Below are 16280 nucleotides of genomic sequence, written 5' to 3' on the forward strand. Positions count from 1 at the left end.
TTAAGCCTCTCCCTGAATGACATCTACTGCATGCATGATCTCTGGAAGCAGATAACGGAGACTTTCCTTAACTGCCTGCGGCTTACCCGGCAGATTAACAATCAATACATCCTTACGGATACCAGCTGTACTTCTATTCAGCATAGAACGCTTTGTCAGCTGCATGGTATGAGCACGCATAGCTTCCGGAATGCCAAGCAGCGGTCTTTCTACCACATCCATGGTTGCCTCCGGTGTACAGTCTTCCGGACCGCATCCAGCTCCGCCTGTCGTCAGGACAAGATCTGTCAGATGCCCATCTGCCAATCTCTCCATGACCGTTGATAACACTTCTCTATCTGTTGGAAGAGCTCTCATAAATACAATCTCAAGTCCTGCTTCTTCCACGATCTTCTTAATCACTTCTCCACTCTTATTTTCTTCATTTCCTCTGTATATATCAGTGTTCGCTGTGATAATCGCAACTCTCATATTGTACCTCCATCTAATTTTTCATCAGTGTTCATATATTTTATATATTATATCTTTTACAGAAATAATGCAATGATAACCGTGCAAATTCCTGCAACCCCCATTGCGACTCCGCTGACTGCACCTTCTACTTCTCCAATCTCGAGTGCTTTCGCCGTTCCTATTGCATGACTTGCAGTCCCAAAAGCAACACCTGTTGCCACCGGATCTTTGAGACGAAATAATTTAATCAAAAACGGATGGATGATTGCACCGACAGTTCCACAGATGATCACTGCCATCATCGTGATGGATTTTAATCCGCCTAATTGCTCCGATACATCCAGGGCAATCGCCGTGGTCACAGACTTTGGAAGTAGCGAATATATCATCTCCTCATGCATTACCAGCATACGGCACAAGATTACTGTACTTCCCATCGACAAGATGCTTCCAAGCAGGCATCCGATTACAATTGGGAAAAATTGTTCTTTCAGAACCGCCCGCTGCCTGTAGATGGACAACCCAAGCATCGCAGTCACCGGTACAAGAAACATGGATACAAATTGTGCTCCTTCCATATAATCATCGTAAGAGATATGTAACACCTTCATCACAAGAACACAGATTACCATGGCAATCAAAAGCGGATTTGCAATCGGTGATTTTATTTTCTTCGACACCTGTCCGCCGATATAGAAGGAAAAGACAGTTAACAACACACCAAAAAAAGGATTTGACCAGATTTCACTCATGATTCTTTCCTCCTTTTTTTCCTATTTTTTTCATACAGATCTGAACAGCCCTCACAGATGCATAGGTTCCAAGGAATGTCAGAACCAATGAGATCATCACAACCACAACAAACCCTACGATCTGCCCTTTTAAAAGTTCTAGATCCTCAATCATTCCTATTGACAACGGCACAAAGACTAACGCCATATTGGACAGCAGAAAATCTCCTGTCTCCTGAATCTGTTCTTCTTTTAGTGTCTTTGTTCCTAGTAACAATGCAAGTATCAATATCGCCATGACACTGCTTGGAAATGTAATCGGAAGCAGCGAAACGATAAACTCTGCTATAAGACAAAGACACAAAATAATACTTAATTGCTTTAATATTTTTCTATGCATATTCTTTCTCCCTGCTTTTATCATTTGCATCACATTAGATTGAACGCACTGAAACAGTATAACATAAAAACAGCGCCAAGTTCTACCCCTGGCGCCATTTCTGTATTCACTTTCTCGAAATCTGGTCCATAGATTTCCAATGTTACATTGCTTTATGATACAGCATCTCAATATCTTTTAATGTAGACTGTCTTGGATTAGCAGCAATATTACCACTCTTCATTGCATCTGCCGCCATCTGTGGAATCTTATCTTCTGTCACACCAACCTCTGATAATGTCTTTGGAATTCCAAGATCCGCATTCAGCTTCTTAATCTCTTCTACCAGCATCTCCGGTCTGAAATCAGAAACAGGTTCCTTTTTCTCACGGATGTAATTGTAGATCTTTTCATACCGGCCGTGATCTGCAAGTGCATTATATTCTACAATGACTGGAAGAAGAATCGAATTCGCCACGCCATGTGGAACACCGAAGAACGCACTGACCGGATGGGACATAGCATGGACATTGCCAAGTCTTGCCCATGCAAATGCAATACCAGCGAACATACTTCCTGACATCATCGCGCAGGCAGCTTCTTCATCTTGACGGTTTGCGACGAATCGGCGGATATTTCCTCCTATCAGCTCCATAGCTTTTTCTGCCATCGCATCTGAGAATGGAGATGCTCCCAGAGAAGTATATGCTTCCCAGGCATGGATCAGCGCATCGATACCACAAGATGCTGCAATTGATGGTGGTACAGACATGATCATCTCTGGATCCAGCAATGCGTATTTTGGAAGCAACTCGTAACTGAATACTGTTAATTTATAATTTCTGGAGGTATCCGTAATAACAGAAAATGCAGTAACCTCGCTTCCGGTTCCTGCCGTAGTTGGAATCGCAATGATTGGTTCAATGGGACCTGGTACCAGATGTGCGCCTTCATATTCCACAATAGATCCACCATACCTTGCCAGTACACCAACTGCTTTCGCCACATCCATCGGACTTCCTCCACCTAATGCTACAATACTGGTCGCTCCAGACTCTTTATATATCTTCGTTGCCGCATCCACCATATCAACCGTTGGATTCGGTAAAATATCCAGGAATGTGCAAGTCTCAATTCCCGCATCTTCAACAATTTCCTGAATCTTCTCAACAACTCCTAATTTTTCCAGGCCATGGTCAGAAATAATCATCATTTTTTTAGAACCACATTTTTCCAGCAATTCTGGCAGTCTCTTTAATGAGCCCATTCCAAACACGATGTCCTGAGGTACTTTAAACGTATAATCCTTCATTTTCCAATCTCCTTTGTTCCTTCAATTTAACATAAAAAGGAGTCACATAGAAACATGTGACTCCTTTGTCATGACTATTATACTACTTTTCTCCTCAGATTCAAGCCCTTTTTCCACAGATGCATGCGAAAGTTCTGTGGCATACATCCTTACATTTTCTCTTGATTCCATGTTTCATTACACGGAAGATTCCCCACATACCGGATTCTACATCCCATTTCAGACTTCCGGACCGATATAGGTAATCTCCCGGACAGGAAGCACCCTCTTTCAATTCCAGATTGAATGTATTTCCGATGCTGACTGCTCCTTGTACAGAGATGATTCTGGAATGAGGATCCTCTGGCTGCTCCTTCCACTCATGTCCATGTATGCAAAATCCAACATTTCTAGGTTTATCAGCCGGCATCATCGTACGGAAGATGACTCGATCTCCTGCATAAGCTCTGAATAACGGGGTTGCCGGATCACCATGAACTTTACTGCTGAATATCTTCGCAATTCTTGAATCCCGTTTTAGTCTGTTTGCATATCTTTCCGAGCGATAATTGTATCCCTTTTCTCCTGTATCTTCTGCATCTACTTCTTCCCTTTCGCCTGCTGCTGTCTGAATCAGCTTATTCTCTTTATCCAGCAGACGAATTCCGTTTTGTACCAATACTACACACTCGCGGAAATGCTCTGCATCCGGCGGCACAATGACAGCTTCTTCATCATAGATTGCTTTCTTAGGAGATGAATTCTGATACCACTTTGATCCTGCCGGTTCTATTAAAATTGTTCCGAATAATCCATGATATCTGTGATTTCTTATGTCGCCAAAAGACTGAATGATACATGCACCATATTCTCGGTCTGCATACCAGAGATACTTCTTACTTTCCCCAATTCCTACTGTCTGTTCTCGATTGTTATATCCTATATTGACACCAGAGTCATATAGCGGATCATATTGTAGGAACTGCGGATTCAGTGAAACGCGCATTGATGGCCTGTGGGCAATATCCAACGGTACTTTCGGATAATCATAATATGGAACTGGTTTTCTCGGATCAAACAGATTGTGAAGCGTTACTTCAATCCAGTCACCCGCGTTTGCCCTTAGGATCAAAGGTCTTGGTCTTTGCTTTCCAGTCAGAACTCGTTCTGCATCATCAATCGGAACAAAAAGCAGTCCATCGGGGTCATGATCCCCATATTCATTATATAGAATATTCTTTTGAATTGCTGCAACTTCATAACGGCGTATGACAGCATTTCTTCCGGGACATGGCGGAAGCGGAAGAATCTGATTTTTCTCCTTACATAATGGCTTCAGACATTTTTCCTGTTGCTGATACACACGGATAATTCCCCATAATCCTAACCAGGCATCGTCAATTCCACCAAAATAATACAGATAATCTCCCGGACCATACGACTTTGTAATCCGAATATTGAATGCTTCTGATATCCCCAGTGTCTGAGAAGCTACATCTGGTGACACGATATCTGCAACTTCTTTTTTCCAAGACATCCCAGTAATATTCAGAGCATGCTGTTCTTCATGTGCCCCATCCAGCAGGCGGATCATCAATTCATCTCCCGGATACGTCTCCAAAACTGGCGTTGCAGGATCCCCATGAACATAAGAACTAAAAATATAAGCCGGATCATTATTTCCAGAAAGTCTCTCCCGCATTGGTTCACAGCGGTAATTGATCCCCATCACTCCAGGATCATCATGAGATCCAGGAACTTCCGGCGGATTCAGCGCTTTTCCCTTCTTATCAAAAAGCAATGCAAAATCATGGACAAATAAAGCATACTCCCGGAACGATGTTCCATCACGCCTGCGTATGACTGCTTTGGTACCATATGGCAATATTTCTCCTGTACGTATATCGTGAAATGTTGCACCTGCTTCTTCTATAACTAAAGCGCCAAACACTCCATGCTGCTGGTGTGAATTTGCGAATAGATGATCATGGAAGAATACCGTTCTTAACTCCGTATTAGCAAAGAAACGTTCTATCAATGTCTCATACTGTCTTGCTCCTGCAATATTATTCCATCCATTCGCTGCTCCATCAGATACAATCGTGTCGAATTTTACCAGATGAATATGGTATCCCACGATATCCGTTTTTGTCTCCATCTGGAATGGACTCGCATTTAAACATTCCGGCAGAAGATTTGTCAATCTCACTTCAATACAATCACCTGCATTTGCCCGGATGACAAGCGGTTCTACCTGAATCTGTTCTTTTTCTACTTTTCGAATATAGGATTCTAATCCTCCATGTTTTTCCAGTTCTTCCTTCATTACAAAGAATCTTCCCTGGGGATCATGCCATCCGTAACGATTGTATACTACTTTCGCCTGTACCAGCGCAATCTCAAAAATCTTCACCTTTTCATTCGTTTCTCCCCAACATTCACATCCATCATCTCCATGGGAACGAGCATCGGTATAACATGGACAGGTATCTGTATAGAGCGCTCCAGGTTTAAAGTCTTCTACAAAATTCGCCCGTTCCAGTTCTGTTGGCTCAATCTGGTTATCACCTTCATTATCAACGATTCCCAACGGTGGTTGCAATGGTCTTTCTCCCGATTCACCTTGAATAAAATTCGGATATCCCGGATGTTCCTTTTCTTTCTTTGGCGGAAGAACTCTGTCTTTTAATGGCTGTAATGGCGGGATAACCGTTCCGTCTGGCAGGCATCCTGTTCCATCCTGCAGCCTGTCATAGATTCTCCACAAGGTCCACATTCCTTCATGGAAATGCGGATACAAATGGCAATGGAAAATGACATCCCCAATCGTTCTGTTCAGACTCCCTGCTCCGTGCAAGATATCCAACGTATAACATTCCTGAGGACTGATGGAAATAGAATCTATGATCGTAGAATTCGGATTTTGTCCTTCCAGTCTCCACTGATGATTGTGCAGATGGAATACATGCGTCTCTTTGATTCCTCCATGAACCAGACGGATCTTCGCCGGATCCCCTACATACGCCTTCAGGATCGGTGGCGCCGGATCTCCATAGACCCAGGAACTCATGGAAATATCTTCTCCCGTATCTGTATGTTCTTCTGTCAGCGGCATTCGGTTCCTCATGGGTTCTGCACGATAGCTGATTGCTGTTGTAGAAGAGGGAAGCCCTGTATGAGGATCTTTCGGCTGATTACCATCTTTGTCTTTGATTTCCAGTTCATCATGGAAAAATACCGCATATTCCCGAAAAGCAGGTTTCCAGGGATGATAGATATCTGCAAACAATCCACTTTCCAGCTCTTTTCCGCTCTCTGGGTCCAGCCATCTGGATTCTGCTTCTTCCACAATAATCGCACCAAATAATCCATGTACATTCGTACCATCTTCACTACTTCTGGTATCTCCCATATCCTGAAACAGATAGACTCCTTCTCGATCTGCATACCATGTATATAAAATCTGATTCTGCGTTGTTGTATCCTTATTATATCCTACACTGGCGCCATCCGAAGTCTGAACGTCATAAGCCAGTCCCTGTACATGTATAGACAATGGCCGATTCAACGAATGAGAGAAAATAATCTCTACTTTCTCTCCTACATTTGCCCGGATAACCAGCGGCTTCACTTCTTCATAAGGCTGTGGAATATCTTTCTGAAAATTCCGGATTGCATTTTTGCGTATTCGATCTGCATCCTTCTTTAACACATAGAGAAGACCATTTGGGTCATGATCTCCATATTTATTATATACAATCGGAATTTCTATCGCCTCTATCTCATAGCAGCGGACTTTTCTGCGCAATGAGTAATCACATAATTCCAACATCTTTTAGTAGGTCCTTTCCATTCCACATTCCAAGATTCGGATATAGTGATTGGCTTCCCGTAACACATGGTCCGCCAATAATGGTAATATGAGGGATGCAATCTCACAATTCAGAATACCTTCTGCTCCTGCCTCTTTGAATTTTCGATACTTTAATGTCTCTTCCAGAGATTTTCTCCGTATCCCATCCATCGCCTTACAATTCTGCGTCCTTGCCATTTCAAGTAACTCGCCATATTCCACTGCAAAATGATCTGCCGATTCGATTAATTCTGTCTCTGTCGGGTCGAGAAGTCCCCGGATAAACCATGCATGTTCCATCATGATCTGATTCCAGAACATCTCCTGATCTCTGATTTTTTTATAGGAAACTCGCTGATCTTCAACCAAGTCAGTCAAAATTGACCGGTACAATTTTGCTTCCCTTAAAATGTGCTGGATTAACAATGGATAATTAAATGTAAATAAACATCCTTCCTCCACTTCTCTTAAGATACTTTCCTTAAATCCTATCAATTCATCCAACAAATGAATAGCCTTTCGATTCAACTGATCGATCGAACGTATCATTCTTTTGTGTCTATTGCCAGAACAATCTGCTTCAAGCTGTTGTTCTGCCATTGTAATTCTATGGTCAATCGAAATTCCCGTTAACTGACTGGTTCTTCTCTCTGCCTGAAGTGTGAACTGTGTGACCAGTTCTTGTGATTTCAATATCTCATGGTTCATCAGGCCACAATTAAACTGTATGACCTGACGCAACAGATTCTCGAACTCATTACGCAGTCGGTCTGCTCTTTGAATCCACTGTGTTTCTTTGCATGGGAATCCTGCCTCAAGAAACAATGCGTGTTCCTTCATGATTCTTGCAAAAAACAGGTGTGTTTCTATTGATAATGTTACATAATTTTCCATCATCTTGCATATTCCTGTTATTTATTTTTCTCTATAATATATGCAGGAATCTATAAAGTGTCAGATGATGATGCATACCAGTCCGCCATTACTGTCATTTACAATTTTCTGCATGGTATCCTGGAGTTTTTCCTGACTTTCATCATTGATCATTGCCATCTTATTCCTCATTCCATCCATTACCAGTTCTTCAATGGATTTTCCAAAGATATTCGTTCCCCAGATACCTCCTTCCCGCTCCTTTGTATCTTTAATATATCGTATCAAATCTTCTGCTTGCTGTTCACTTCCCACGATCGGTGCTATTTCTGTCTCAATATTAGCCCGGATCAGATGAATAGATGGGGCCTCTGAATGAATCTTAACTCCGTATTTGTTACCTTGTTTAATAATCGTCGGTTCTTCTAATGTAATCTCTTCTTTTTTCGGGCAGACCATCCCATACCCTTTCATCTTTACAGTAGAAAATGCATCTCGTACTCCTTCATATTCTGCTTTTAACTCCGACAGACTTTTCATTGTCGAAATCAATTCATATTGTCCGGCTATATGTGTCCCTGTCAATTCACTCAACATCTCATAATAAAACTTCTCTGCTACAGCAATCCGAACTTTAACACATCCCGTATCCATTTCGATACAATCTACTTTCATATCTTCTATATATGAACTGTCTGGTTTCTCAATTCCGGCCACAGCATCTTTAATCTCGCAAAAATGACCCATAACATTTTTTATATGTACCAACATATCTTGCTTAATTTTATGATCTCTCGAGAGCATCTCTGTCCATTTCGGAATATAGAATTGAATTTCTGATATTGGGAATTCATAGAGCACAGCCTCCATAATCCGCATGATATCTTCTTCTTTTAACTGTTCACAATTCACCGGTAATGCACATACCCCCATCTGTTTTTCCCATTCTTCTACGGTCTGCTTTGCCTCATCCCCATATGGCTTCTTGGAATTAACCAGTACAATAAATGGCTTGCCAATACTCTGCAACTCCCGGATTGTTTTCTCGGTTCCGTCACGATAATTTTCTTTTGGAATATCTGTAATTGAGCCATCTGTTGTCACTACTATTCCTATCGTTGCATGATCATGAATCACCTTTCTGGTTCCGATGGCTGCTGCTTTTGTAAAGGGAATCTCATGATCGAACCAAGGCGTTTTTACCTGTCTTTCTTCATTCCCCTCAATATGTCCTGATGCTCCTTCTACCATATATCCCACACAATCAATCAAACGCACCTTCACTGTGACATCATCTGACACCTGAATTTCGGCTGCTTCCTTAGGAACGAATTTGGGTTCTGTTGTCATAATAGTACGTCCAGAAGCAGACTGCGGCAATTCATCCCTTGTCCGTTCTTTGCCATGCTCATCCTTCATATGTGGTAATACCAGAACATCCATAAATCGTTTGATAAATGTTGATTTCCCCGTCCGCACCGGTCCTACAACTCCTATGTATATCTCTCCGTTGGTCCTTGCCTGTATATCTTTGTATAAATGATACTGATCCATTGTCCTGACTCCTTTACGTCTATGCTGTTAGAATATATGCGGTCTATTTTTGATTTAGACTAAGAAAATCAGCTGGCAATATCTGGATAAACGCAAGATTTTCAATCAAAAATTATTACATTTATCAATACATTTTACCCAATTCTGGCATTAATAATAGAACTAATTGTTGGGGCAATAAAATTCGTGGATTTTATTTTAAGTTCATGTTAAGATATGCTCAAACAAATGACGAAAGGGGAAGTCTTATGAATCTATATCATTTAAGATATTTTGTAACACTGGCCCACTTAGAACATTACACGAAAGCAGCGGAGATATTATCAATCACTCAACCAAGTCTCAGTCATGCCATCTCTTCTCTCGAAAAAGAACTTGGGGTAAAATTATTCGAAAAAGATGGTCGCAATGTTGTTCTGACCAAATGCGGGCAGGCATTCCTAGATGATGTTGAACATTCGCTCTGTATACTGGATTCATGTATTAACAAGTTACAAATGACGGGAAGCGGTGAAGGACATATTGACATCGCCATGCTTCCTTCTCTCAGTACTATTGTTTCTCGCCATGCAAAAGATTTTCTAGATTCACAACCGGATAAAGGAATTGACTTCTATTTTCATACATCTACCGGATTGACTTCAGATATTCTTCATGGATTAAAAAAACGCCGCTATGATATCGCTTTCTGTACACTGCAGGAAAATGAACCTTTGATTGATTTTGTTCCAATTTCCAAACAAAAGCTGGTGCTCATTGTACCCAAAGGTCATCCCTTGGAAAATCGAGATTCTGTAGATCTTGCAGAAACTCTCCCTTATCCTCAGATTATGTTCTCAAAAGAAAGTGGACTAGAACCTGTGATAGACAAATTATTCGAAGATTGTGGCGGACGTCCCAAAGTTGCCTACTCCATAGGCGACGACCAGATTGTGGCAGATCTTGTAAGTGCTGGATTTGGAATCGCAATTATTCCACACATGCCAACATTAAATAATATGCCAGTTAAAATCATTGAGATTACAAATTCCACCTGGGAGCGCATTTTTTACATGGCAACTTTAAAAAATGTATATCAGGCACCTATTGTTCATGAATTCAAACAGTTCATAGAAAAAAAGAACGGAGGTCTTTAAAAACCTCCGTTCTTTTTATTCTTTCCAAGGTAAAGCAGTATGTTCAGCTTTACTATCTCGAAGCATAAGCTCGTTCACAGCTTCTCTTGGATCTTTATTTTCAAATAATACTTCATTTACTTTATTGATGATTGGAAGCGAAACATCATATTTTTCTCCTAATTTTACAGCTGCTTTCGTAGAATATACACCTTCAACCACCATCTTGACTTCATCCATTGCCTCCTGCATACTCATTCCCTGACCTATAAGGTAACCTGCCTTTCGGTTACGGCTATGCACACTGGCACATGTTACGATCAGATCACCGATACCTGTAAGTCCTGTAAAACTTTCAATTGCACCGCCCATCTTAACACCGAGTCTTGCAATCTCTGCAATTCCTCTGGTAATAAGAGCTGCTTTTGTGTTATCACCATATCCCAATCCATCTGCAATTCCAGCTGCCAGAGCAATAACATTCTTAAGTGAACCACCTAGTTCCATTCCCAGAATATCCGGGCTTGTATATACACGGAACACTTCACTCATAAACATTTCCTGAAGATAATCTGCCGTCTCCTTAGTTTTTGCCCCAATGACAACCGTTGTCGGAAGGCCTCTTCCTACTTCCTCTGCATGGCTCGGTCCTGACAATACTGCCACATCTGCCTGAGGTATCTCTTCCTCAATCTGCTGCGAAAGAGTCATTAATGTACTTTCTTCGATTCCTTTTGCCACATCCACGATGATCTGTCCTTCTGCAATAAAAGGACACATATTACGAGAAGTACTTCTTGTAAATGGAGACGGAACCGCAAGAACCACAAAATCTTTTCCCTTTACAGTGCTTTCGATATCCGTTGTGAACATCATATCTTCTGGAATCTTAACGCCAGGAAGTTTACTTTCATGTTCCCTCTTTTCCGAAAGCATCTTTACCTCATCTTCATTGATTGACCAGACCGTTACCTGATGACCATTTTTGTGGAGCAAAAGTGCCAAAGCAGTTCCCCAGCTTCCTGCTCCCATAATGCCTACATTTGCCATAATCGTATCCGTTCCTTTCTTTTATTACTTATTTATTTTTTCCGACGCTTAATTTATTCTCCGTGCCGGATAATAATCTTTGAATATTTGCTCTATGTTTAAAGAAGGCTGACAGCATCAAGAACGCAGCAATCGCATACATCTCCCAGAGATAATTCGCTGACACTCCAAATCCTCCCATCTGTCCATATACCACAACTTCCACAAGATATATAATAACAACCGCAAGAGAACCTAATGAAACATATCTTGTTACGCCTACAATTGCTACAAATGCCACCAGACAGATCAGTACCATCCACACATTTGTTGTACTGACCAGAAGCCCTGCTGTTGCCGCAATTCCTTTTCCTCCTTTAAATTTGAGATAAAATGGGTAGTTATGCCCAAGAACTGCCCCCATACCTGCATACATTGCAAGAAGCGGTATCATATCGGCATGGGTCTTGCCATAAAGGAGATGAACTATAACCACAGCAAACACACATTTAAAACAATCGCCAAGGAAGGTAACCAAGCCTGCTTTCCAACCCATTGTGCGAAGCGCATTGGTTGTCCCGGCATTGCCGCTTCCCTGTTTACGAATATCAATATTATGCATCTTCCCATATATATATCCTGTCTGAAATAATCCAAACACATATCCGATCATTACACATATCAAACGTTCCATAACTAGTGATCCTTTTCCTTTCTTTCTCGAATAAAGAATTTCAGAGACGTTCCTCTGAATCCGAATGCCTCTCGAATCTTATTCTCAAGATATCTTGTATATGAGAAATGCATCAATTCTTTGTCATTTACAAATATAACGAATGTTGGCGGTTTAACTGACACCTGCGTAATATAATATAGTTTTAGTCTCTTTCCTTTGTCAGAAGGAGGCTGCTGCATCGCTACTGCCTCCGCCATGATTTCATTAAGAACACCCGTTGCTACACGCATGGTCTGATTTTCAATAATCATATCAATCATATCATACAATTTAGGCAGACGCTGCCCTGTCTGTGCAGAAACATACATGATTTCGGCATATGGCATAAATGACAGCACACGCCGAATCTCATTCTCATATTCCCGCATAGTCTTATCATTTTTCTCAATAGCATCCCACTTATTGACAACTATGATAATTCCTTTTCCGCGTTCATGGGCAATTCCTGCAATCTTTGCATCCTGTTCTGTGACACCTTCTGTGGCATCAATGACCACCAGCACCACATCTGCCCGTTCTACAGCAGTTACCGTGCGGATAATGCTATAACGTTCAATTTCTTCTTTAATCTTGTTCTTTCTTCGAAGACCTGCCGTATCGATAAAAACATATTCTTTTCCATCGTGAACAATCTCTGTATCAATTGCATCTCTGGTTGTTCCGGCTACATTGGATACAATGACTCTCTGTTCACCTAATAACTTATTAATGATCGATGACTTTCCAACATTGGGCTTACCTACGATTGCTACTCTCGGACGTTCATCCTCTTCTTCTTCCTCAGAATGTTCTGGGAAATACTTTGCTACCTCATCCAGCATATCTCCCATTCCAAGTCTGGATGCTGCTGATATTGGCATCGGGTCTCCAATCCCAAGATTATAAAATTCATAGACATCCGGCATAAACTTATCAAAATTGTCAACTTTATTTACTGCCAGAACAATTGGTTTTCCAGATCTTCTTAACATATCTGCAACTTTAGAATCTGAATCCACAAGCCCTTGACGGACATCTGTCAAAAATATGATTACATCGGCAGTATCAATCGCAATCTGTGCCTGTTCTCTCATCTGTGATAAGATGATATCTTTACTCTCCGGTTCAATACCACCGGTATCAATCAAGGTAAATTCTTTATCCAGCCAGGAAACATCTGCATAGATTCGGTCTCTGGTCACACCAGGCGTATCTTTCACAATTGAGATCATCTCACCGGCTAAAACATTAAAAAGAGTTGATTTTCCGACATTCGGTCTCCCCACAATAGCCACAACTGGTTTACTCATGTTAAAACTCCTATTCTAATATCTCATTGACAATAACATCTATAAAATCTTGTCCGCTTGATTTTACAATATCTGCCCGCACTTGTAAAGCATCTTCCACCTGCGCAAGCGTAATATCATCCAAAAACACCTCTTCCTGACTGCGGAACATGTTACATGGCAACAATAATCTGTCCCCCAGCTTTTGATTCTGTAACTGATGAATCAAATCCTGACCTGTAATCAATCCGGACACTGTAATCAATTCTCCGAAAAAATCATTGCGAATCGGATAGACATGTATTTGGGTATTGGAATACTTCTCTTCTATCCTGGAAGCCATCTTTTGTATATATGGATATGCCAGAAACCCTGTCGCAATTGAAAGTTCCCTGTCGCGATCATCCCCATCTACTTTTTCATAAGCTTCTTCGAATTCATTTTCCAACAACCGCAACATTCCCACACCATTCTCCAGCTGCAGATATCCATCATACCGCTCTTCTTCTGGCATCTCTTCTCCTGCTAAAATATACCATTCATCTCCGGCATGAATAAAATGGATTCCATATTCTTCGTAGAACTTGTCCTGCCACCTATGGATCGTATCTAAGATCTTGACTGCATCCTCACGGGTAAATGGTTCCAAAGGATACAGACCCTCTCTGTATTTGGTAAGCCCTACCGGTACAACAGATACGCTTTGCAGGCACGGAACATATTTTGATAAATCTCGAATGCTTCTTTCTAACTCCTCGCCATCATTAATTCCTTTACATAATACAATCTGCCCATTCATCTGAATCCCGCTCTCATACAGTGTATCCACTTTTTTTAAAGCATCTCCGGCGAAACGGTTATGGAGCATCTTACAACGCAGCTCTGGATTTGTTGTCTGAAAAGAGATATTAATTGGCTCCAAATGATAACGAACAATACGTTCTATATCATGATCACTCATATTTGTCAGTGTCACATAATTCCCCTGTAAAAAAGAAAGTCTGGAGTCATCATCTTTAAAATATAAGGTATCTCGCATTCCCTCCGGCATCTGATCAATGAAACAGAACATGCATTTATTATGGCAAGAGCGATATTCATCCATCAACCCCTGTTCAAACTCAATTCCCAAATCTTCTTCGTAATCTTTCTCTATCTCAAGTTCCCATTCTTCACCATTTGGCTTTTCAATCAAAAGAACTAACTCTTCATCATTAACATAAAAATGATAATCGAACACATCTTCAATTTCATTATTATTTATAGAAATTAATTTATCTCCTGCCTCAATTCCTAATTCATCTGCAATGCTTCCCGGCAAGACATCTTTTATCATATGCTCATGCTTCATACATTTGCTCCTTATGAACTTTTGTCATTACTATAGCACACCTTCTTCAAATAGTCCAATCTGTAGTTGACCTTTTTATAGTAAAAGTGATATAAATAACTTAGAACATAATATAAAATTCTAAAATACAGGAGATTACTATGCCGAATATTAAATTAATGGAAAATGCGCTTCCGATAGCGCCATTAAAAATTGCTGCTCTTGATTCATGTAAAGACCTTGGACAAAAAGTCAATGATTATATCGTTCAATTTAGGCAGCAGACATTAAAAGAATCTTTGGATTCCCCTCTTTTTTCCAGTTATCAGTTAGATAACTATCTGGTCAAATGTAATTGTCCGCGTTTTGGTTCTGGAGAAGCCAAGGGACTAATTAGTGAATCCATTCGAGGAAAAGACCTGTTCATCATGGTTGATGTATGTAATTACAGCCTGACTTACAAGGTAAATGGACATCTTAATCACATGTCTCCGGATGATCATTATCAAGACTTAAAACGTATTATCTCGGCTGCTAACGGTAAAGCACATCGTCTAAATGTCATTATGCCATTCTTATATGAAAGCCGCCAGCATAAACGTACCAAACGTGAATCTCTAGATTGTGCTCTGGCACTCCAGGAATTGATTGATATGGGCGTCGATAACATTCTTACATTCGATGCGCATGATCCCAGAGTGCAGAATTCCATCCCACTACATGGATTCGATAACTTTAATCCTCCGTATCAGTTCATGAAAGCCCTTCTGCGTGCAGAACCGGAGTTAATTGTAGATAAAGAACACTTAATGATCGTCAGCCCTGATGAGGGTGCAATGCATCGTGCGGTATATTTTTCTAACGTACTGGGTGTCAACATGGGTATGTTTTACAAGCGTCGTGACTACTCTACTATCATTAACGGTAAGAATCCTATTGTAGCACATGAATTTTTGGGCGACGATATCCATGGTAAAGATATCATTATAATTGACGACATGATATCTTCCGGCGAAAGTATGCTGGACGTTGCAAGACAGATCAAAGAACGAGGAGCAAGCCGTGTATTTGTCTGCACTGCTTTTGGATTATTTACAGAAGGTTTCGATATTTTTGACGATTATTATAACAAGGGTTACATCGACCGTGTTATTACGACTAATCTCACATATCTGCCTCCGGTTGCTTATGAAAAACCATATTTTGTAGTTGCAGATATGAGCAAATTCATCGCATTAATCATTGATGCACTGAACCATGATATTTCCATTGGAGCTGTATTAAATCCAACAGATAAGATTCATGCACTGTTAAAAAAGCATAATGAGTCATTGGGAATTTAGTTGAGTTAGTTGGTAATTGGGTGTGTACGGCGAGAGGATGGATGGGATGTTTGCCATCCATCTTCTCGCCTGACATCCCCCAAATCCGTAACTTCCTCATCCAGGAGAATTCCTGCGCGTCATGCAGAGGGAAAAATCATAGTAAAGATATTGTCAAAAAACTGGCAGAATAACTAACTGATTCTTCCATTGAAATAATGATAAATAGTATAAAAACATCGCTCCCCATTGCGCTTCGCGCCATGAATTCCTCCAGATGAGTTCGTTCATTAATTGGGAATGTCAGGCGCAAGGGAGCTGGATAGGCTGGTCTGTATCCGTCCAG

General features: G+C 40.9%; 13 protein-coding genes. 2 read left to right on the forward strand and 11 right to left on the reverse strand.

What is annotated here, in order from left to right; genetic code table 11:
- The 7 genes from ACQRBH_RS00135 to spoIVA all read right to left on the reverse strand — a co-directional run bounded on the left by ACQRBH_RS00135 (position 1) and on the right by spoIVA (position 9134).
- A complete protein-coding gene (locus tag ACQRBH_RS00135) occupies positions 1-471 on the reverse strand; it encodes a MogA/MoaB family molybdenum cofactor biosynthesis protein (RefSeq protein WP_235231893.1) in 471 nt (156 codons plus the stop codon).
- 56 nt (positions 472-527) lie between these two features.
- Positions 528-1205, reverse strand: coding sequence for an LrgB family protein (locus tag ACQRBH_RS00140; protein ID WP_427760538.1), 678 nt, complete (start codon positions 1203-1205; stop codon positions 528-530).
- Positions 1198-1584 (reverse strand): CidA/LrgA family protein, encoded by a 387-nt coding sequence (locus tag ACQRBH_RS00145; protein WP_427742188.1) that lies wholly within the window; start codon positions 1582-1584, stop codon positions 1198-1200. The genes ACQRBH_RS00140 and ACQRBH_RS00145 overlap by 8 nt, the downstream gene beginning before the upstream one ends.
- Before the next feature lie 142 nt (positions 1585-1726).
- Complete coding sequence (locus tag ACQRBH_RS00150) at positions 1727-2875, reverse strand: iron-containing alcohol dehydrogenase (protein WP_427760540.1); 1149 nt, start codon at positions 2873-2875, stop codon at positions 1727-1729.
- A gap of 100 nt (positions 2876-2975) precedes the next feature.
- Positions 2976-6686: a multicopper oxidase domain-containing protein gene (locus ACQRBH_RS00155; RefSeq protein ID WP_427760542.1), complete on the reverse strand. Its 3711-nt coding sequence runs from the start codon at positions 6684-6686 to the stop codon at positions 2976-2978.
- Between the two features lie 3 nt (positions 6687-6689).
- A complete protein-coding gene (locus tag ACQRBH_RS00160; RefSeq protein WP_427760544.1) occupies positions 6690-7604 on the reverse strand; it encodes a DUF2935 domain-containing protein in 915 nt (304 codons plus the stop codon).
- 57 nt (positions 7605-7661) lie between these two features.
- Positions 7662-9134: a stage IV sporulation protein A gene (gene spoIVA, locus ACQRBH_RS00165; RefSeq protein ID WP_427742194.1), complete on the reverse strand. Its 1473-nt coding sequence runs from the start codon at positions 9132-9134 to the stop codon at positions 7662-7664.
- 248 nt (positions 9135-9382) lie between these two features.
- On the opposite strand from spoIVA, the gene ACQRBH_RS00170 reads away from it, so the two are divergent.
- A complete protein-coding gene (locus tag ACQRBH_RS00170) occupies positions 9383-10270 on the forward strand; it encodes a LysR family transcriptional regulator (protein ID WP_235231887.1) in 888 nt (295 codons plus the stop codon).
- Positions 10271-10285: 15 nt separating this feature from the next.
- On the opposite strand, the gene ACQRBH_RS00175 is transcribed toward ACQRBH_RS00170, so the two are convergent.
- Genes ACQRBH_RS00175 through ACQRBH_RS00190 form a run of 4 tightly spaced genes read right to left on the reverse strand, consistent with a single transcriptional unit; the run spans position 10286 to position 14633 of the window.
- Entirely contained in the window at positions 10286-11299 is a 1014-nt protein-coding gene (locus ACQRBH_RS00175; RefSeq protein WP_427760546.1) for an NAD(P)H-dependent glycerol-3-phosphate dehydrogenase, read from the reverse strand.
- Positions 11300-11327: 28 nt separating this feature from the next.
- A complete protein-coding gene (plsY, locus tag ACQRBH_RS00180; RefSeq protein WP_427742198.1) occupies positions 11328-11972 on the reverse strand; it encodes a glycerol-3-phosphate 1-O-acyltransferase PlsY in 645 nt (214 codons plus the stop codon).
- Between the two features lie 2 nt (positions 11973-11974).
- Positions 11975-13303: a ribosome biogenesis GTPase Der gene (gene der, locus ACQRBH_RS00185; protein ID WP_427742199.1), complete on the reverse strand. Its 1329-nt coding sequence runs from the start codon at positions 13301-13303 to the stop codon at positions 11975-11977.
- Between the two features lie 10 nt (positions 13304-13313).
- Positions 13314-14633, reverse strand: coding sequence for a DUF512 domain-containing protein (locus tag ACQRBH_RS00190; RefSeq protein WP_427742200.1), 1320 nt, complete (start codon positions 14631-14633; stop codon positions 13314-13316).
- 140 nt (positions 14634-14773) lie between these two features.
- On the opposite strand from ACQRBH_RS00190, the gene ACQRBH_RS00195 reads away from it, so the two are divergent.
- Positions 14774-15955, forward strand: a complete 1182-nt coding sequence (locus ACQRBH_RS00195; protein ID WP_427760548.1) for a ribose-phosphate pyrophosphokinase — start codon at positions 14774-14776, stop codon at positions 15953-15955.
- The last annotated feature ends 325 nt before the right edge of the window (positions 15956-16280 follow it).

It is taken from the genome of Bariatricus sp. SGI.161, assembly GCF_050313695.1.
In the GTDB taxonomy this organism is placed as follows: Bacteria; Bacillota; Clostridia; order Lachnospirales; family Lachnospiraceae; genus JAFBIX01.